At 72.0% G+C, this 18,210-nt stretch carries 15 protein-coding genes and 1 pseudogene; 5 read left to right on the forward strand and 11 right to left on the reverse strand.

Annotated elements, in window-relative coordinates; genetic code table 11:
- Positions 1-109: 109 nt before the first annotated feature.
- The 10 genes from JJ683_RS19650 to JJ683_RS08515 all read right to left on the reverse strand — a co-directional run bounded on the left by JJ683_RS19650 (position 110) and on the right by JJ683_RS08515 (position 10,200).
- Complete coding sequence (locus JJ683_RS19650) at positions 110-1,729, reverse strand: ComEC/Rec2 family competence protein (RefSeq protein WP_200173084.1); 1,620 nt, start codon at positions 1,727-1,729, stop codon at positions 110-112.
- Complete coding sequence (locus tag JJ683_RS08475; protein ID WP_242474528.1) at positions 1,726-2,814, reverse strand: helix-hairpin-helix domain-containing protein; 1,089 nt, start codon at positions 2,812-2,814, stop codon at positions 1,726-1,728. The genes JJ683_RS19650 and JJ683_RS08475 overlap by 4 nt, the downstream gene beginning before the upstream one ends.
- A 131-nt stretch (positions 2,815-2,945) precedes the next feature.
- Positions 2,946-3,794 carry a DegV family protein gene (locus JJ683_RS08480; protein WP_200173085.1) on the reverse strand — a complete coding sequence of 283 codons (849 nt, stop codon included), beginning with the start codon at positions 3,792-3,794 and terminating at the stop codon, positions 2,946-2,948.
- A gap of 4 nt (positions 3,795-3,798) precedes the next feature.
- Positions 3,799-4,581, reverse strand: a complete 783-nt coding sequence (octT, locus tag JJ683_RS08485; protein WP_200173086.1) for a diglucosylglycerate octanoyltransferase — start codon at positions 4,579-4,581, stop codon at positions 3,799-3,801.
- The gene (locus JJ683_RS08490) at positions 4,571-5,164 is read right to left on the reverse strand and encodes a histidine phosphatase family protein (RefSeq protein ID WP_242474537.1); all 594 of its coding nucleotides are present in this window, start codon (positions 5,162-5,164) and stop codon (positions 4,571-4,573) included. The genes octT and JJ683_RS08490 overlap by 11 nt, the downstream gene beginning before the upstream one ends.
- Before the next feature lie 59 nt (positions 5,165-5,223).
- Positions 5,224-5,607, reverse strand: coding sequence for a ribosome silencing factor (gene rsfS / locus JJ683_RS08495; RefSeq protein WP_200173090.1), 384 nt, complete (start codon positions 5,605-5,607; stop codon positions 5,224-5,226).
- Positions 5,604-6,323 carry a nicotinate-nucleotide adenylyltransferase gene (gene nadD, locus JJ683_RS08500; RefSeq protein ID WP_200173093.1) on the reverse strand — a complete coding sequence of 240 codons (720 nt, stop codon included), beginning with the start codon at positions 6,321-6,323 and terminating at the stop codon, positions 5,604-5,606. Before nadD ends, rsfS begins: the two co-directional genes overlap by 4 nt.
- Before the next feature lie 21 nt (positions 6,324-6,344).
- Complete coding sequence (locus tag JJ683_RS08505) at positions 6,345-7,838, reverse strand: vWA domain-containing protein (protein ID WP_200173095.1); 1,494 nt, start codon at positions 7,836-7,838, stop codon at positions 6,345-6,347.
- A 55-nt stretch (positions 7,839-7,893) separates the two neighbouring features.
- Positions 7,894-8,775: an AAA family ATPase gene (locus JJ683_RS08510; RefSeq protein WP_200173097.1), complete on the reverse strand. Its 882-nt coding sequence runs from the start codon at positions 8,773-8,775 to the stop codon at positions 7,894-7,896.
- A gap of 84 nt (positions 8,776-8,859) precedes the next feature.
- The gene (locus tag JJ683_RS08515) at positions 8,860-10,200 is read right to left on the reverse strand and encodes a glutamate-5-semialdehyde dehydrogenase (RefSeq protein WP_200173099.1); all 1,341 of its coding nucleotides are present in this window, start codon (positions 10,198-10,200) and stop codon (positions 8,860-8,862) included.
- Between the two features lie 156 nt (positions 10,201-10,356).
- On the opposite strand from JJ683_RS08515, the pseudogene JJ683_RS08520 reads away from it, so the two are divergent.
- Positions 10,357-11,731 (forward strand): annotated as a pseudogene (locus JJ683_RS08520) (IS1380 family transposase).
- Between the two features lie 143 nt (positions 11,732-11,874).
- Here JJ683_RS08520 and JJ683_RS08525 read toward each other — a convergent pair.
- Positions 11,875-13,191 (reverse strand): saccharopine dehydrogenase family protein, encoded by a 1,317-nt coding sequence (locus tag JJ683_RS08525; RefSeq protein WP_200173101.1) that lies wholly within the window; start codon positions 13,189-13,191, stop codon positions 11,875-11,877.
- A gap of 108 nt (positions 13,192-13,299) precedes the next feature.
- Here JJ683_RS08525 and JJ683_RS08530 point away from each other — a divergent pair, with 108 nt between their 5' ends.
- The 4 genes from JJ683_RS08530 (at position 13,300) to JJ683_RS08545 (ending at position 18,136) form a co-directional block, all read left to right on the forward strand.
- Positions 13,300-15,552 (forward strand): RecQ family ATP-dependent DNA helicase, encoded by a 2,253-nt coding sequence (locus tag JJ683_RS08530; RefSeq protein ID WP_372435272.1) that lies wholly within the window; start codon positions 13,300-13,302, stop codon positions 15,550-15,552.
- 140 nt (positions 15,553-15,692) lie between these two features.
- Positions 15,693-16,241, forward strand: a complete 549-nt coding sequence (gene ectA / locus JJ683_RS08535; RefSeq protein WP_182357655.1) for a diaminobutyrate acetyltransferase — start codon at positions 15,693-15,695, stop codon at positions 16,239-16,241.
- Positions 16,242-16,365: 124 nt separating this feature from the next.
- Complete coding sequence (gene ectB, locus JJ683_RS08540) at positions 16,366-17,634, forward strand: diaminobutyrate--2-oxoglutarate transaminase (RefSeq protein WP_200173103.1); 1,269 nt, start codon at positions 16,366-16,368, stop codon at positions 17,632-17,634.
- A 103-nt stretch (positions 17,635-17,737) separates the two neighbouring features.
- Positions 17,738-18,136, forward strand: a complete 399-nt coding sequence (locus tag JJ683_RS08545) for an ectoine synthase (RefSeq protein WP_182346840.1) — start codon at positions 17,738-17,740, stop codon at positions 18,134-18,136.
- The last annotated feature ends 74 nt before the right edge of the window (positions 18,137-18,210 follow it).

Genomic DNA, 18,210 nt, shown 5'->3' on the forward strand with positions numbered 1-18,210 from the left:
GGTATCGGCTGGGGTGCGGGCCCGAGTGGTCACGGCACAATGCTGCCACGGCGGTCCGACGGGCGGGCGGGCCACTCCGCCACCTCGCGCCGGTCGCCATGCTGTTCCGTCATCCGAACCCCGTCCAGTGCGCGGGCAACCACACCGCCTCGGCCGCCGCGGTGGCCACCACCGCGCACCACCGGAAGCGGCGGCTGCCGTACCACCCGCAGACGCCGGCGATCGCCGCGGCGGTCACCACGGCGCCCGCGGCGCCGTCGGGGACCGCGATCCGCGCCCACGGCAGCCCCGCACACCACTCGGCCACGTGGACCAACCACCACGCCGGCGGCCCCGCGCACGCCACCGTCAGCTCCGCCGCCCACGGCCAGACGCCCGCGAGCGCCGCCGCCACGGCGCCCGCGATGGTCGCCGGCGCCACTGCGGGCGCCGCCAGCACGTTCGCCACGACGGCGACGGTGCTCACCCCGCCGGAGATCGCGGCCACCACCGGGATCGTGACCAAGTGAGCCGTCGATGCCACCACCACCGCCTGCACAGTGGCGGACGCCCCGCGGCGGCCGCGCAGTCGGTCCACCCACACCGGTGCCACCACCACCAGAGCCGCGGTGGCGGCGACGGACATGGCGAACCCCGCGTCCACGGACAGCGCCGGCTTCCAGGCCAGCAATGCCAGCACCGCCGCACCGAGCGCCGGCAGCGCCTGCCTGCGACGCCCGGTCACCAGGGCGAGCAGTCCGATCAGCCCCATCGCCGCCGCACGCAGAACGCTGGGCGACGGGCGGACGAGCACGACGAACCCCGCCACCGCGAGCGCGGTCAGCACCGCGGCGGGCCGCGGCCCCAGCGGGCGCACCAGCAGCAATACCAGCCCGCACACCAGCGCGAAGTTGCTTCCGGACACCGCAGTGAGGTGGGTGAGTCCCGCCGTCGTGAACTGCTGTTCCGCCTGCGGCGACATTCCGGACACGTCGCCCAGCACCAGGCCGCGCACGAGCCCCGCCTCGCGGTCGCCGAGCATGTTCGAACAGAGTGCGGTGAAGCGGGATCGTACTCCAGCCGCGACACGCTGCATCCACGAAGGCGCGCTCACCGTCTTCGGGGATCCGCGGGCGCGGATCGCCGCCACAGTGAGGTCGCGGCGGTCGGGCGCCGCGACCCGGCCGTAGAAGCCGACCCGCTGTCCCGGAAGCAGCCCACTCCAGCCGTCGGCCGGTGCGAACACCACGACGGCGCCCGCCGCCGCGCGGTCGCGCCCGCCCGCGCGCACCGACACCAGCTCCCCGCGCACGAGGATCCGCGTTGCGGCGCCATCGCGGGCATCCGCCGCGCCGATGCGACGCGGGTCGCCGTCGAGTCGCATCGTCACGTGGGCCCGCTGTCCGTACAGGCCGGTGATCGGGTTGGCCTCCACGGCGTGCGCGCGCACCGCCGTCGCCGCCGCGAACCCGCACGCCGCGAGCAGGACCCCGGCCAACGTACCTGCCGTAGCCCTGCACGCCTGCTCTGCGCGGTGACCGGCCCCCCACGCGACGGCGACTGCGAGCGCACCGCCCGCCCCCGCGGCCAGGGCGATGGTCCATGCGGCCGCGGCCCCGCACCACACCCCGGCCGCCGTTACGCACCAGCAGGCGAACGCCGCCGTCGCCAAGCGCGCGTCCAGGCGCCGATGCCGTTGCTCCCCGGACCCGCCGTGCCGGACGCCACCGGCGACCGGAGATCCGGTCACACGGTCACCGCATCCCGCAGCCGATCGAGTGTGGCCGGCCCGATGCCCCGCACCTCGGTGAGCTGATCGACCGAGGCGAACCGCCCGTTCTGTGCGCGCCATTGCAGGATCGATTCCGCCGTCACCGGGCCCACCCCCGGGAGCGCTTCCAGCGCCGACCGGTCCGCCGTGTTGAGGTCGACGGGCGCACCGGCTGCGGCCCCGGAACCGGACCCGGATGGGCTTCCACCGGAGGCGGCCGCCGAGCCCGCGGGGATCGTGGCGCTGCCCAGGCGCGGCGCCCCGCCGTCCTCCGGGGCCACGCCCACGAGAACCTGGTCGCCGTCGGCGAGCCGCTGCGCGAGGTTGAGGCTCAGCAGGTCGGCGCCCTCCGTCGGCCCGCCCGCGGCGTTCAGCGCGTCGGCGACGCGTGCGCCACGCTCGAGCCGGACCAGGCCGCCGTGGTGCACGAGTCCCTGCACCGATACAACGATCTCCTCGGGGACCGCGGCCGCACGCTCACCCGGCGCGGCGGTCTTGCCCGGTACCGAGGCCGCCGGGGCCCCCGCCGACGACTCGGCTCGTGCCGACGCCGTCCCGCCCGCCTCGCCGCCGCCCGCCGGGTCCGCACCGTCGAGCGCCACCGTCGCCGACGCGACCTCCGGCACCGGTACGGCCACGGGCCGGTCCCGCAGCACCCCCACCCCCGCCGCGGCCGTCGCCAGCAGGCCCACCACCGCGAGCACGACGGCGCCGCGTCGGCCCACAGCGAACCGGGTGCCGCGCCAACGGTCCGGCACGCGTGCAGCGACACGTTCCTGGAGGCCGGTGCGCGTCGCGACGTTCGCACGGACCGGCGACGACTGCGGCCGACCTGCGTAGACGTCGACTGCGTCGGCGTCGGCAACATCCATACCGCCAACGTCCGCACCGCCCACATCCGCACCGGAAGGGTCCACACCGGCAGGGTCGACGCCGGCGGGTCCCGGCCCCAGATCCTCACGGCGGTCGCTGTCCAGCCACGCAGGCCGCGGCGCGCCGGCGCCGCCCGCAGCGACGCCGAAGAGCCGGTCCATGGACGGTTGTGACGAGGTGGAGGTGCGCATGCCCCGACGCTAAGCGGCATCTCCGCGACGGACCGCCGGCCGTGCACCGACCACCTGGGGTTTTGCAGAAGCCTGTGGACAACCGGCGCCTGTGGACAACCGGCGCGGCTGCAGCCGATCGCGCAACTCCCTCAGCGCAGGCCGGGCAGCACCGACACCCCCGCAGAGCCCGGCCCCAGATGCAGCCCCAGCACCGGACCGAACTCGCCCCGGTGCACCGTCACCTCGTCGCCGAGCCGCTCCCGCAGCAGGTGCTCGAGCGTGTCCGCACGGTCGGGCGCCTCCCAATGCTGCACCGCGAGCTCGGCACGCGTTCCCGCCGGCTGCGCGTCGAGCTCGGCGACGACATGCTCGACGAGCTTGCGCATGCCCTTGCTGGGGATCCGCAGCTTGTCCCGCAGCTCGAGCGTGCCCCCGCCGATGCGCAACAGCACCCGCACCGACAAGGCAGAGGACACGAACATCGTGGCGCCGCCGGCCCGGCCCCCGCGACGCAAGTCGTCGAGCCGGTGGATGTAGACCACGCCGAACGCGCGCGCACACGCGGCAGCGGCCGTCTCATAGACCTCGTCCAGCGACGCCCCGCCCGCCGCCGCCCGCACCGCTTCGAGCACCGGCATGCCGACGGTCATGCCGGCCCCGCCCGAGTCGACCACCCGCACCCGCGACCCCACCCGGTCCGCGGCCTGCCTGGCCGCATCCCACGTCCCGGACAGCGCCCTGGACAGGTGCACCGCCACGATGCCGTCGCCCCCGCTCGCGTCGAGCGCCTCCGCGTACACCTGCTCGAGCTCGCCCGGAGACGGCCCCGCCGAGGTGTAGTCATCGGATTTCGGCGGACGCGGCGGCACCTCGTCGACGCCCTCCCGGTAGTCGTCCGCCTCCACGAGCACGTGCAGCGGGACTATGCGCAGGCCCTCCCCGTCGGCGAGCCCGCCGTGCAGGCCGGCCGTCGAATCGGTCACGACGATTACTGGCACGGGACTACCGTATGCCCTCGGACGTCGGCGCATCGGAGACAGGTGTGATCCGCCCGAGCGCGGCGAGCATGGCTTCGGCCACTGCCCGGTGGCCCTCGAACCCCCAGTGGATCCCGTCCGGATTGCCCCGGCCGGCCAGCACGTGTTCGCCGGTCGCTTCGCCCAGGTCCACCAGCGGCACGCCGTGCTGCCCGGCCCAGCCCTCGATGGCGCGCACCGTCCCGGCCCGCCCCGCGTGCACCCGTCCGTAGGCGTCGCAGATGTGCCGCGACGGCAGGGTCGCCACCACCGGCAGGCCGGGACGCAGGTGCGCCAGCGCGCCACGGCACTTCTCGAGATAGTGCGCCGTCAACTGCGGCGGCAGCGCGAGCGGACGTCCCAGGCGCGCCAGCCGCGGCTGCAGGAACTGGTAGCCCGCACGCACGGCGCGGCGCACCGGCTCCGGCCGCAGATAGCGGATCTGCTCGCGCAGAGCCGTCGGCAGCGGGGAGGGCAGCGAGTCCATTCCGGACACGCCGAAGACCACTGCGCCGGCGCGGGGCACCGCAGCCCACAACCGCGGGTCCTGGGTCAGCGCCCACCAGGCGTCGCGTGTGGTCCAGCCGACGCGGGCGACCAGCTCGACCCGCCAGCCCAGCCGCGCGGCGACCAGGTTGGGCCAGATGCGCGGATCGTCGGCCGCGAGCCCGCCCCGCGGACCGTAGTAGGACAGCGAGTCGGCGAGGACGAGCAGCACCGGCCTCTCGTCCCGCCCGTCGCCCGCCGTCGAAAGCGCCTCAACCGACATCGTCCGCACCGCTCCCCGCATCCGCGTTCCACACGTTCAACCGCCACTGCGGCGAGGACCGCCCCCTCCGCGAAGCCAGCTCGGTCCAGCCGGTGTTGCCGATGCCGCCGATCACCGGCCAGGTGTCCACCGGCAGCCCCAGCAATGCCGCGGTCACCGCCGCGATCACCCCACCGTGCGCCACCACCAGCAGGGGCCGGTCCGCCCACGCACCGCTGCGGTCGATCTGCGCAACGCACTCCTCGATCACCGGCACCGCGCGCGCAGCCACCTGGACCCGCGACTCGCCGCCGGGCGGGGCCCAGGTGGCGTCCGCGCGCCAGTGATCCCGCGCGCCCGGGTACACGGCGTCCACCTCGTAGTGGGTGCGCCCCTGCCACTCGCCCAGGTGTGTCTCACGCAGCCGGGGGTCCGTCTGCACGGCGACGCCCGTGGCGGCCCCCACCGCGAGCGCGGTGTCGTAGGCCCGGCGCAGGTCGGAGGCGACGATGGCATGCGGGCGCATCGCCGCGAACGCCGCACCGGCCGCGCGCGCCTGGCGTTCACCCAGGTCCGACAGCGACGTGTCCAGCTGGCCCTGCATGCGGCTTTCCGCGTTGTGCTCGGTCTGGCCGTGACGCAGCAGGACCACCCTGCGTCCTGTCACCTGGCCGGCTCCACCTGCCCGGCAGCCCCGTCGATGGGCACCTCGGGGCAGTCCTTCCACAGCTTTTCCAGTGCGTAGTACTCGCGTTCGTCGTCGTGCTGGATGTGCACCACCATGTCGACGTAGTCGAGCAGCGCCCAGCGGCCCTCGCGCACACCCTCGCGGCGCGCCGGCCGGTGCCCGGCCTCGCGCAGCTTCTCCTCGACGTTGTCGACGATAGCGGATACCAGGCGCTCGTTGGGGGCCGACGCGATCACGAAGCAGTCAGTGATGACGAGGCGCTCGGAGACGTCCAGAATGCGCACGTCGGTGGCCTTCTTGTCCGCGGCTGCGGCGGCGGCGACCCGCGCCATCGAGGCGGCCTCGGCGGTTGCTGTCACGTGTGGTTCTCCCCTGTGTCGGCGGTGGTGTGCGGCCCGGCAAGGCGCGGTGCCGAGGTGCGGGCGGTGCCGTCCGCGCGGACGGCGTGTGCGGGACGGTACAGGTTGCGCTTGGCTATGTACTGCACGACGCCGTCGGGCACGAGGTACCAGACGGGCCGGGACCGCGCCGCACGCTCCCGGCACTCCGTCGAGGATATCGCCAAGGCCGGGACCTCGACCACGCTGACCGTGTCCTCGGGGCGGCCGCGCAGTATCTCCTCGAGCGGTCCCACATCAAGGTCGTAGCCGGGACGTGTGACGCCGACGAACTTTGCCAGCTCGAACAGCTCCTCCCAGCGTTGCCAGGTCAGGATCGTCGAGATCGCGTCCGCACCGGTGATGAAGTACAGATCCGCGTCGCCGTGCTGGGCGCGCAGGTCGCGAAGGGTGTCGACGGTGAACGTGGTGCCCGGGCGGTCGATGTCCACACGGCTGACCGAGAAGCGTGGATTCGACGCGGTGGCGATGACCGTCATCAGGTAACGGTCCTCCGGCTGGCTGACCCGGCGCGACGCCTTCTGCCAGGGGTTTCCGGTGGGAACGAAGACCACCTCGTCGAGATCGAACAGATCGGCCACCTCGCTGGCCGCCACCAGGTGGCCGTGGTGGATCGGGTCGAAGGTGCCGCCCATGACGCCCAGCCGTCGCCTGCGTCCGCCGGGTGAGGTTTCCATGGATGACGAGCTTACGGACTGCTAAATCGGCAGCAACCGCGAGATCACCCCGGTGAGCTGCTCGGCGGTCCGGCATTCGTACATGGGCACGACGGTCCCGTAGGCGGTGGCGACCGAATCGCCCGTGCCCCATTGGCCCGCCGGTTCGGGATTGAGCCAGTGCGACTGCCGCGCGGCCTGGCGCATCCGCTGCAACGCCGCCAGGTTGGGGTCGCGGTAGTTGTTGCGGGCGTCGCCGAGGATGAGCAGCGACGACTTGTCGGTCAGCGCGTGGGCGTACTCCTCGGCGAACCCGCCCAACGCGTTGCCGTAGTCGGAGTGCCCGTCGTAGGTGATCAGCCGTGCCTCGCGCACCATCCGCGACATCGCGACGCCCAGGTCGGAACCGGCCTCGAAGTATCCGCTCACCTCATCGGTCGTGTCGATGAACGCGAACACCCGCACTCGCGAGAACTGCTCGCGCAGCGTGTGCACCAGCTGCAGGGTGAAGTGGCTGAAACCGGCCACCGAGCCGGACACGTCGCACAGCACCACCAGCTCGGGGCGCGCGGGCCGGGGCTTGCGCAGCACCAGGTCGATGGGCACCCCGCCCGTGCTCATCGACTTGCGCAGCGTGCGCCGGACGTCGATCTCGCCTCTGCGCGAGCGCCGACGGCGGGCAGCCAGTCGCGTGGCCAGCGCCCGCGCCAACGGCACCATCGTCTTGCGCAGCGCCTGCAAGTCGGCGTCCGAGGCACGCAGGAAGTCCACCTGCTCCGCCAATTGCGGCACCCCGTACTGCGCCACGCGGTCACGCCCGAGCCTCTCGGCACTGCGTCGGCGCGTCTCTCTCTGCACCATCCGGCGCAGCCGGTCCATCCGCTCGAGCGCGGTCCGCAGCGCCACCTCGTTACGGTGCACGTGGCGGTGGCCGGGGTCGTCCTGCGACGGGCCGAGCATGCCGTCGAGCATCCGGCGAAGGATGTTGTCACCCGACAGGCCGCGCATCGCCTGGTACGCGGAGAAGGATTCGCCCGAGTAGCCGTCGTAGCGGCCGAGCCCGTCGACGATGTCCGCCACCAGCCGGTCCATCCGCTCGCGCCCCTCATCGCTCTCATCGGCGAGCAGGGCCGCCAGCAGCTCCTCCAGCGCCTGGGGGTCGAGGTTCCCGTCCTCGTCGACGGGCAGCTCGGTGGGCGCCCCGTCAGCGCTGTCAGCGCCCTCGGTGCCGTCGCCCTCGCCCCCGTCGCGCCGCGCACCGATCCCCGACGGAAACCACAGGTCGAACAGCACGTCGAAGGTGTCGCGGTGCACCGGTCGGCGCAGCAGCGCGCTGGCCAGACCCTCGCGCACGGCCTCACGGTCCAGCGGGTCGAGCACGGCGAGCACCCGCCCGGCGTCCACCGTCTCCGACGGGCCCACCGCGATGCCCTTGCCGCGCAGTGCGCCGACGAATCCCACGAGATGCCCCGGGATCCCGTGGGGGGCGAGCGGCCCGGACGGCGGCCGGGCTCGCGGGCTGCGGAGGTTCGACATGGCTTCTCCCCGGGCCTTTCGGTCAGTTCATCCGTGAGTGCAGTCGCGGCCGAGCTCAGTTCAGCCGGAGCTCGGCCGCGGCGCGTTCCTGGTCGCTGCGATGCTTGAGGATCACGCCGAGGGTGACCCGGACCGCGTCGTCGTCGATGGTGTCGAGACCCAGCGCCAGCAGCGTGCGACCCCAGTCGATCGTCTCGGAGACGGAGGGCACCTTTTTGAGCTGCATGTCCCGCAGCACGCGGATCGTGCGGACCAGCTGTTCTGCCAGCACCTCGGGGAGTTCCGGCACCCGGCTGAGCAGGATGCGGCGTTCCAGCTCCTCGTCCGGGAAGTCCAGGTGCAGGAACAGGCAGCGCCGCTTGAGCGCCTCCGACAGCTCGCGGGTGGCATTGCTGGTGAGCACCGTGAACGGCCTGGCCTCCGCGGTGATGGTGCCCAACTCCGGGATCGTGATGGCGAAGTCGGCGAGCACCTCCAGCAGCAGTCCCTCGATCTCGACGTCCGCCTTGTCGGTCTCGTCGATGAGCAGCACCGTCGGTTCCTCGGCGCGGATTGCGGTGAGCAGCGGCCGCGAGAGCAGGAACTCCTCGCCGAAGACGTCGTCGCGGGTCGCGTCCCAGGCCTCCGACTCGCCCGCCTGGATGCGCAGGATCTGCTTGGCGTGGTTCCACTCGTAGAGCGCCCTGGCCTCGTCGACGCCCTCGTAGCACTGCAGCCGCACCAGCCGCGAGTCGGTGGTCTGTGCGACGGCGCGGGCCAGCTCCGTCTTGCCGACGCCCGCCGGCCCCTCGATGAGCAGAGGCTTGCCGAGTCTGTCGGCGAGGAACACCGTGGTGGCGGTGGCCTTGTCTGCCAGGTATCCGGTGTCGGCCAGGCGGTCGACGACGTCGTCGATGCTGTCGAAGCGGGGCTTGATGGCGGGTGCTGCGCGATCCACGCGGACGCCTTTCTCATTGCTGGTTTCTGCCGCCCCCTCCCGGAGCGGACCGCCCCGAACGTGACGACGGGGTCGGCCGTCGGCTCAGGCCGGGCGGGTGTGGCCGTCGCCCCACACGATCCACTTGGTGGAGGTGAGTTCGGGCAGGCCCATCGGGCCGCGGGCGTGCAGCTTCTGCGTGGAGATGCCGATTTCGGCGCCCATGCCGAACTGCTCGCCGTCTGTGAAGGCCGTCGACGCGTTGACCATCACGGCGGCGGCATCGACGCGGGCGGTGAACTCGCGGGCCGCGGCCAGGTCGGCCGTGACGATGGACTCGGTGTGCCCGGTCCCGAAGCGGTCGATGTGGTCGACCGCATCATCGATGCCGTCGACCACCTTCACCGCGACATCGAGGGACAGGTACTCCGTCGACCAGTCGTCCTCGGTGGCCGGCACCATGCCCGGCCCGTCGCCGTGCACCGTGACGCTGTGCATCTGGAGGGTCTGCGTGAGTTGCGGGAGGAACTCGTCGGCGATCGCGCGGTCCACCAGCACCGTCTCCACCGTGTTGCACACACTCGGGCGCCGGGTCTTGGCGTTGACGACGATCTTCTCCGCCATCTCCGTATCCGCGGCGGAGTGCACGTAGATGTGCACCACGCCCGAGCCGGTCTCGATGGTGGGCACCCGCGCGTCGCGCACCACGGCGGCGATGAGGCCGGCGCCGCCGCGTGGAATGACCACGTCGACCAGCCCCCGCGCCTGGATCAGGTGCCGCACGCTGGAGCGGTCCTCCGCGGGGAGCAGCTGGACGGCGTCCGCGGGCAGTCGCTTTGCACCCAGTGCCTCGCGGACGATCCCGACGAGCACCGCGTTGGAGTTCCTCGCCGACGAGGAGCCGCGCAGCAGCACCGCGTTGCCGGATTTGAAGGTGAGGCCGAAGCCGTCGACCGTGACGTTGGGGCGGGCCTCGTAGACGATGCCGACCACGCCCAGCGGCACCCGCACCTGGCGCAGCTCCAGCCCGTTGGGGAGCGTGCTGCCGCGCACCACCTCCCCCACAGGGTCGGGCAGGGCGGCCACCTGCCGCAGCCCGGACGCGATGCCGGCGATGCGGTCTACGTCGAGCCGGAGCCGGTCGATCAGACTCGCCTCGGTGCCGGCGGCCTCCGCCGCGGCGATGTCCTCGGCATTGGCCGCGAGTATGCGGTCCGCGCCGGCCTCCAGTGCTTCCGCCGCCGCCATCAGGGCCGCGTTCTTGTCCGCCGCGGACAGCAGCGCCAGAGTCCGTGACGCCGCACGGGCCGCACGGGCCGCCGCGTGCACGGCCTCACGGACCGGATCGGGCCCCTGGGCGCCGTCCGGGTGTGCCGACGCCGCCGCGTCCTCCGCCGCGCGCGAGCCCGACGTGCCGTCCTCCGCGACCGGTGTGCTGATGCTCATACGCTCCAGGGTAGCGAACGCCGCCGCGGCCTCAGCCCTGATCCACCGGCGGTGATGGTTGACTTGGGCGTGCCATGAGAGCGAGGCGCCCCTCTGTGCTGGGAAGATGTTGATTGCGACATCCACACCCACCAACACGGAGAGGGCACCTCGTAGGTGAAAGCTTCTCACGCGATCCGCCCGGTTTTCGATGATCACAATCTCGTGTCGACCGCCGGCCTGGTCCCGGCACTGGAGTTGGCCGAGTCGGCGAGCCTTTCCGAGTTGCTCGGCCGACTCACCGTCGACAGCCCGAACCCGGCGGCAAGACGACAAGCCTGTTAGCGGGGATGCTCGCCGGTGCCGACAGCATCGACGATATGGACCTGCTGCGCCACGGCGGTATGCCCGCACTGTTCGGCGGTATCCGCGCCCCCTCGACGCCGGGCACGTTCCTGCGCTCGTTCACCCACGGTCACGTCCGCCAACTCGACGCCGCCGGTTCCCGTCTGCTCGCCGGACTCGCCGGCCGCGTGCCGGGCCTGATCGGCGCCGCCGGCGACCGCGACACGCTCGCGTTCATCGACGTCGACGATTCCGTACACGAGGTCCACGGTTACGGCAAGCAGGCCGCCGGGTTCGGCTACACCGGGGTACGCGGGTTGAACGTGCAGATCGCGGTCACCTCGACTCCGGTGTCGGCGCCGATGACCACCGCGGCCCGGCTCCGCAAGGGCAACACCGCGTCGGCCTCCGGGTCGGCCGGGATGCTCGCCGACGCGATCAGCTCGTCCCGGCGGGCCGGGGTGGCCGGGCGGATCCTGGTACGGGCGGATTCTGCCTACTACCGCCACGACTTCACCGCGGCCGCCGCGCGCCGCGGCGGGTGGTTCTCGATCACTACCCCTATGAATCCGGCGGTCACCAGCGCGATCGCCAGTATCGACGAGCAGGCGTGGACACCGATCGCCTATCCGCACGCCGTCTGGGACGACGACGAACACCGCTGGATCTCCGACGCCGAGGTCGCCGAAGTCGACTTCACCGCGTTCACCTCACGGCGCAAGGCCGACCACATCGACTGCCGGCTGGTGGTGCGCCGGGTCAAGCGCCTCCAGCCACGGGCTGCGGACCACGCCGGGCAGGGCGAGTTGTTCGCGACCTACCGGCACCACGCGTTCATCACCAACAGCACGCTGTCCGCGGTCGACGCCGACCAGCGCCACCGCGGCCACGCGGTCATCGAGCAGGTGCACGCCCAGCTGAAGAACGGCCCGCTCGCGCACCTGCCCTCGGGGTCTATGCGGCCAACGCGGCGTGGGTGGCGGTAGCGGTGGTCGGGTTCAACCTGGCCCGGGCCGCGTCCGTCTCCGCCGACATGGCCACCGCCCGGTGGGCGACGAACCGCACCCGCATCATCGGTGTCCCGGCCCGCATCGCCCGCACCGGACGCCGGCTCGTGCTGCACCTTCCTGCGGCCTGGCCGTGGATGTCGGGGTGGAACCTGTTGTGGCAGAACACCACCGGTCCGCCAACACCACGGAGGGATTGATCACTTGCCGCCACGGCGGCCCGACACGAGGAACCACAGTGGACATACCGGCACCGGCCGGTGGATCACGCATGCCCACATCAGAAACGGCGCACAGAGAACGCGGAATCAATACGCCGTCAATCACACTGGTGGATCAGGGCTCAGCGGCGCTCGACCTCCAGGGTGAACCCGCGTGCACGCAGACGCTCCGCCAACGCCGCGCCGATCCCGGTCGCGGGGGTCAGGACCCCGGCCGTCTCGGGCGCCGCCGCACGATCCAGCGCCAGCGCCAACGCGCTCTCGCCGAGCATCACCGCGGTCGCCGCGTATCCCGGGTCGCCGTGCGCCGCGACGCGCGAGCGGTAGCGCGCCCCGCCGGATGTCGTGGCGTAGACGTCGACGGCGAAGCGCCCGTTGGCACGGGCCTTCTCCTTCGGCCCCTCCCCCGGGGCGGGTAGCACGCGGTCGAGCACCGCGCGGGTCGGCCCGAAGCCGAGTCCCGCGACGAGCCCGCCCATGCCCGCCGTCACCGCCGCGGCGGGCAACAGCGACAGCGGCGACGAGCCCACGGCCATCACCTCCCGGTAGCGGAAACGCCGGCCGTACGCGTGGCCGAGCAGCGCAGCGGAACGGCGCACCACCCGGGTGTTGTAGGGGCCCATGAAGAAGGGCGGGAGGAATCCGCCGAGCCCCACGGCGACATCGGCGCCGCGCACGATCGCCGCGTCCGACTGGCGGCCCACGTCCGGTTCCGCGGCGCTGTCGGGGCTGAGAGAGTAGGGGCTCAGCCCGATTCTGCGCGCCTGCTTGTCCTTCTTCATCGCGTCGATCTGCATGCGCAGCGAGTCGACGGTACCGCCGCTGATCCCGCCGCGCAGGTCCGACACCACCAGGGTCGTGTCCGTCAGCTCCCCGGAGCCGTCCTCGGCCGCCTTGCGGTAGAGCCGGTACACGCCCAGGTCGGAGGGCACCGAGTCGAATCCGCACGAGTGCACGATCCGCGCCCCGGTGCGCACCGCCGTCTCGTGGTGGCGGTCGATGCTCTCGCGGTGGAACAGCACCTCCCCCGTGAGGTCCACATAGTCGGTCCCGGCTTCCGCGCAGGCGCGGACCAGCGGAAGTCCGTAGCGCGCGTAGGGGCCGACCGTGCTGATCACTACCCGCGCCGAGCGTGCCAGCACGTCCATGGACGCGTCGTCGGTGGCGTCGGCGATGAGCATCGGCCAGTCCGCCGCGCCGGACCCCAGGCCGTTCCGGATCGCCTCGAGCCTGCCCCGGTTGCGCCCGGCGAGCCCGAGCCGCACGCCCTCCGGTGCATGCTCGGCCAGGTGCGCGGCGACCAGCCGCCCGACGAAGCCGGTGGCCCCGTAGACGACGACGTCGAGTTCACGGCCGGGTTCGCGGGACTTCGACGACGGCGGTGCCGCCTCCTGCGTCCCCCCACCCGGCTCCGGACGCGGATCGCTCTCGTTGCTCATCGGTCCATGACAGCACACCGTGGGCCACTGGTCGACAGGGTCGACTCCGACCTGCGCCTGTGGATAACCCGCGCGCTCCGGCCCGACCCGTCGGTCCGGCAAGGCACCATGGTGTCCATGGGGACCACAGATCTGAACGCACCGGCCGCCTCCACCGAAGACCACACCGACGGCGCAGCAGGCCACGATTCCGCAAACCACGACTCCGCTGCCCAGGACAACGCCACCGCGGACAACGCCACCGCGGACGCGCGGCGGCGCGCGGCATTGCGCTCGAGGGCGGACGAGTTGCTGCTGGACCTCGCCGGGGCCGGCGCCACGCTGCGCGACGACCAGTGGACCGCCATCGAAGCACTGGTGGTCGACCGGCGGCGGGCGCTGGTGGTGCAGCGCACCGGCTGGGGCAAATCGGCCGTCTACTTCATCGCGGCGAAGCTGCTGCGCGAGGCAGGCCGCGGCCCCACCGTGATCGTCTCGCCGCTGCTGGCCCTCATGCGCAACCAGGTGGCCGCCGCAGCGCGCGCGGGGGTGCGCGCGGCCACCATCAACTCCGGCAACATCACCGAGTGGGACGGCATCCATGAGCAGATCCGCGCCGGCGGGGTCGACGTGCTGCTCGTCAGCCCCGAGCGGCTGAACAACCCCGACTTCCGCGACAACGTCCTCCCGCACCTGGCCCACGACGCCGGTCTGGTCGTGGTCGACGAGGCGCACTGCGTATCCGACTGGGGGCATGACTTCCGCCCCGACTACCGCCGTATTCGCACGCTGGTCGCCGACCTCGGCCGCGACACCCCCGTGCTGGCGACCACCGCCACGGCCAACGACCGCGTGGTTGCCGACGTCGCGACGCAGCTCGGTGTGGGCGCCGACGCGGATGCCGTCCGGGAGGATTCCACACTGGTCCTGCGCGGCGGGCTCGACCGCGCGTCGCTGCGCCTGTCGGTGGTGCACGTCGCCGACTCCCGCGACCGTGCCGCGTGGCTCGCCCAGAATCTCGGATCGCTGCCCGGCTCCGGCATCGTCTACGCGCTGACGGTCTCGGCCGCCGAGGACCTCGCCGCCGTGCTCGCCGAGCAGGGCCACGCCGTGGCGGCGTACACCGGCCGCACCGACCCGGCGGAGCGGGAGTCGTTGGAGGCGGACCTGCTGGCGAACCGGGTCAAGTGCCTGGTCGCCACCTCCGCGTTGGGCATGGGGTTCGACAAGCCGGACCTGGGCTTCGTCGTGCATGTGGGAGCGCCGTCGTCGCCCATCTCCTACTACCAGCAGGTGGGCCGCGCGGGCCGCGGCACTGAACGCGCCGAGGTGGTATTGCTTCCCGGCCCCGAGGACGAGCAGATCTGGCGCTACTTCGCGTCCGTGTCGTTCCCCGACGAGCAGACGGTGCGCGCGGTGATCGCCGCCCTCAGCGACGCGCCGACCTCGACACCGGCGCTCGAGTCCCGCGTGGACCTCGGGCGCAGCCGCCTGGAAATGGTGCTCAAGGTGCTCGACGTGGACGGTGCCGTGCGGCGCGTCCGCGGCGGCTGGGTGGCCACGGGTCACGAGTGGGTGTACGACGCGGAACGCTACGAGGGTTTGGCCCGGGAGCGCCGCGCGGAGCAGCAGGCGATGCTCGATTACGAACGCACCGCGCAGTGCCGCATGCGGTTCCTCCGTGCCCAGTTGGACGACCCGCTCCTGGCCGGCGAAACCGGCGGCTGCGGGCGCTGCGACAACTGCACCGGCGCCGTCCGCGACGCCGCGGTCGACCAGGCGGCCGCGCGTACCGCCCGCGACCGCCTCGACCGGCCGGGCGTGGACCTGGCCGCGCGCCGGCAGTGGCCCACCGGCCTGCCACGCCTCGGCATGGAGCTCAAGGGCAGGATCGATGACGGCCCGGCCGTGGGCCGCGCGCTCGGCCGGCTGACCGACCTCGGCTGGGGGACGCGCCTGCGTTCCCTCCTGGCCGATCCGGACGCGTCCGCGCCGCCGTGGTTGATCGACGGCTGCGTCGAGGTGCTCAAGTCGTGGCGGTGGGAGGTGCGCCCGGACGCCGTCGCCGCGCTGCACTCCGAGACGCGCCCACGGCTGGTGCAGTCCGTCGCCCAGGGCCTCGCGGCGATCGGGCGCCTCGACCTGCTGTCCTCCGTTTCCCGCCCACCGGATCTGCCGCCGGTGACCGCGGCCAACTCGGCCTTCCGCGTGGCCCAGATCGGCGAGGACTTCGCGGTGCCGCAGGCGCCCGCGCCCGGCTCCACCGTCCTGCTCGTCACCGACCTCGTGGAGACGGGCTGGATGGTCACGATGGCCGCGCGGGCCATGCGCGGGGCGGGCGCGCGGGGCGTGCTGCCGTTGGCCCTCGCCACCCGCTCCTGAGCGTCCGCTCGTCCCGCTACGCGGTCGCCACGTGACCTTCCTCACACCCGCATGCTGACCTGCACTAGCCCCGGCAATTCGGGTCCCGATTCCCCTGCGAGGGCGATTTTGCTGGTCAGCGTTGTTAGCCTGGTAGTCGCATGAGGCTCCCAGAAAACGAAGTACCCCGTCAGAAAACCTCCACCGAGGCCCCCTCTGCGGATGCTGTCGAATTCCGCGCGCCGCGCGTACCGGACGGCATCAGGCTGTGGGAGATCGCTCGGGATTCGGCCGTGCTGGATCTCAATTCCAGCTACGCCTACGTCCTCTGGTGTCGCGACTTCGCGCGCACCTCGATCGTCGCCGTCGTCGACGGCCGGGTGCACGGCTTCGTCACCGGCTACCGGCGCCAGGACCGTCCGGACACGCTCATGGTGTGGCAGGTGGCCACCGACGAATCCCAGCGAGGCAAGGGCGTCGCAGGCCGCATGCTTTCCGGCCTGCTCGACCGGCTCGCGCCGGACGGCGTCACCCGGCTGGAGACCACCATCAGCCCCGACAACACCGCCTCCCAGGCGCTGTTCACCGGAGTCGCCCGGCGCCGCGGGGTGGGAATCCGGCGGGAGGATCTTTTCCCCGCGGATGCGTTCCCGGACAGCCACGAGCCGGAGGACCTCTACATCATCGGGGACCCGGCCGACGCGCCGTAGCGCCGTCGGCTGCGTGTGCACCCGTACCGGGCAGAGGGCGCTGCAGGTCGCCGACAGAACACGCGAACGATTCCGACAATGAGATTGACAGCGGTATCCGCTATCACTGAATGAGGTAATCGCCATGACTGTGATCGACAAGATCGACACGAACATTTTTGCGAAACGCGAGTCCGAGGTCCGCAGCTACAGCCGCGGCTGGCCGACGGTGTTCGACACCGCCAAGGGCAGCTGGATGCGCGGCGAAGATGGCCGCGAGTACCTGGACTTCTTCGCCGGTGCGGGCACGCTGAACTACGGCCACAACAACCCGGTGTTCAAGCAGGCCCTCCTCGACTACATCGAGCGTGACGGCGTCACCCACGCCCTCGACATGGCCACCGTCGCCAAGCGCGACTTCCTCGAGTCCATCGACCGGAACCTGCTTGAGCCGCGCGGACTCGACTACAAGGTGATGTTCCCCGGCCCCACCGGCACCAACGCGGTCGAGGCCGCGCTCAAGCTGGCCCGCAAGGTGACAGGACGCGAGTCCGTCATCAGCTTCACCAACGCCTTCCACGGCATGACGCTGGGCTCGCTGTCGGTCACTGGCAACTCGATGAAGCGCAACGGCGCCGGCATCCCCCTGGTGCACGCCACGCCGATGCCGTTCGACAATTACTTCGGCGGCGTCGCCGAAGACTTCCAATGGTTCTCGCGGGTCCTCGACGACTCCGGCTCGGGCCTCAACAAGCCGGCCGCCGTCATCGTCGAGACCGTGCAGGGTGAGGGCGGCATCAACGTCGCGCGCCCCGAGTGGCTCCGCGCGCTCTCCGAGCTGTGCGCCGAGCGGGACATCCTCATGATCGTCGACGACGTCCAGATGGGCTGTGGCCGCACCGGCCAGTTCTTCTCGTTCGAGGCCGCCGGGATCACCCCGGACATCGTCACGCTCTCGAAGTCCATCGGCGGCTACGGCCTGCCGCTGGCGCTGACCATGTTCAAGTCGGAGCTCGACGTGTGGACGCCCGGCGAGCACAACGGCACGTTCCGCGGCAACAACCCCGCCTTCGTGACCGCCACCGCCGCGCTCGACAACTACTGGGCGGACGACGCGTTCGAGAAGGAGACCCTGCGCAAGGGTGCGCTGGTCCGCGAGGGGCTCGACACCATCGCCGACTCCTACCCCGGCGTCTCCACCCGCGGCCGCGGCCTGGTCCAGGCGCTGGCCTTCGAACAGGCCGAGAAGGCCTCCGCGGTATGCGGTGCGGCGTTCGAGTCCGGCCTGCTGCTCGAGACCTCCGGTCCCGAGAGCGAGGTGGTCAAGCTGCTGCCGCCGCTGACCACCACCGACGACGAGTTCCGTCAGGGCCTGTCGATCATCGCCGAGTCCGTGGCCAAGGTCATGGCCTGACGACTTTCCCCGCAGGGCACGGGCCCCGCATGGCGCACTGCGCTGGCGGGGCCCGGGTTCTGTGATCATCCGCTAGTCCCGTAGACCAGAAAGGCAGCAGTACATGATCGTCCGCACCACGGCCGAAATCTCCGGCACCGACCGCGAGGTCCGTCCCGACAACGACAACTGGGTGAGCAAGCGCATCATCCTGGGCGGCGACAAGGTGGGCTTCTCGTTCCACGAGACCACCATCAAGGCCGGGACCGAGAACTTCTTCCACTATGCCAACCACGTCGAGGCGGTCTGGCTGGTCGAGGGCGAAGGCGAGCTGGTGGACCTCGACAACGACAAGACCTACCCGCTGGCCGACGGGACGATGTACCTGCTCAATGGCCATGAACGCCACAAGGTGATCGCCAAGACGCAGCTGCGCATGCTGTGCGTGTTCAACCCGCCCGTGGTGGGCACCGAGGTGCACGACGAGAACGGCGTCTACCCGCTGGTCGAGGTCGAGGACTGAGCGACCCTGCCGCATCCTCGTACGGCGCCGGCCCGGTGGATCCTGCCACCGGGCCGGCGCCGTTTCGTGTCCGT

It is taken from the genome of Tomitella cavernea, from assembly GCF_016599145.1.
GTDB lineage: Bacteria > Actinomycetota > Actinomycetes > Mycobacteriales > Mycobacteriaceae > Tomitella > Tomitella cavernae.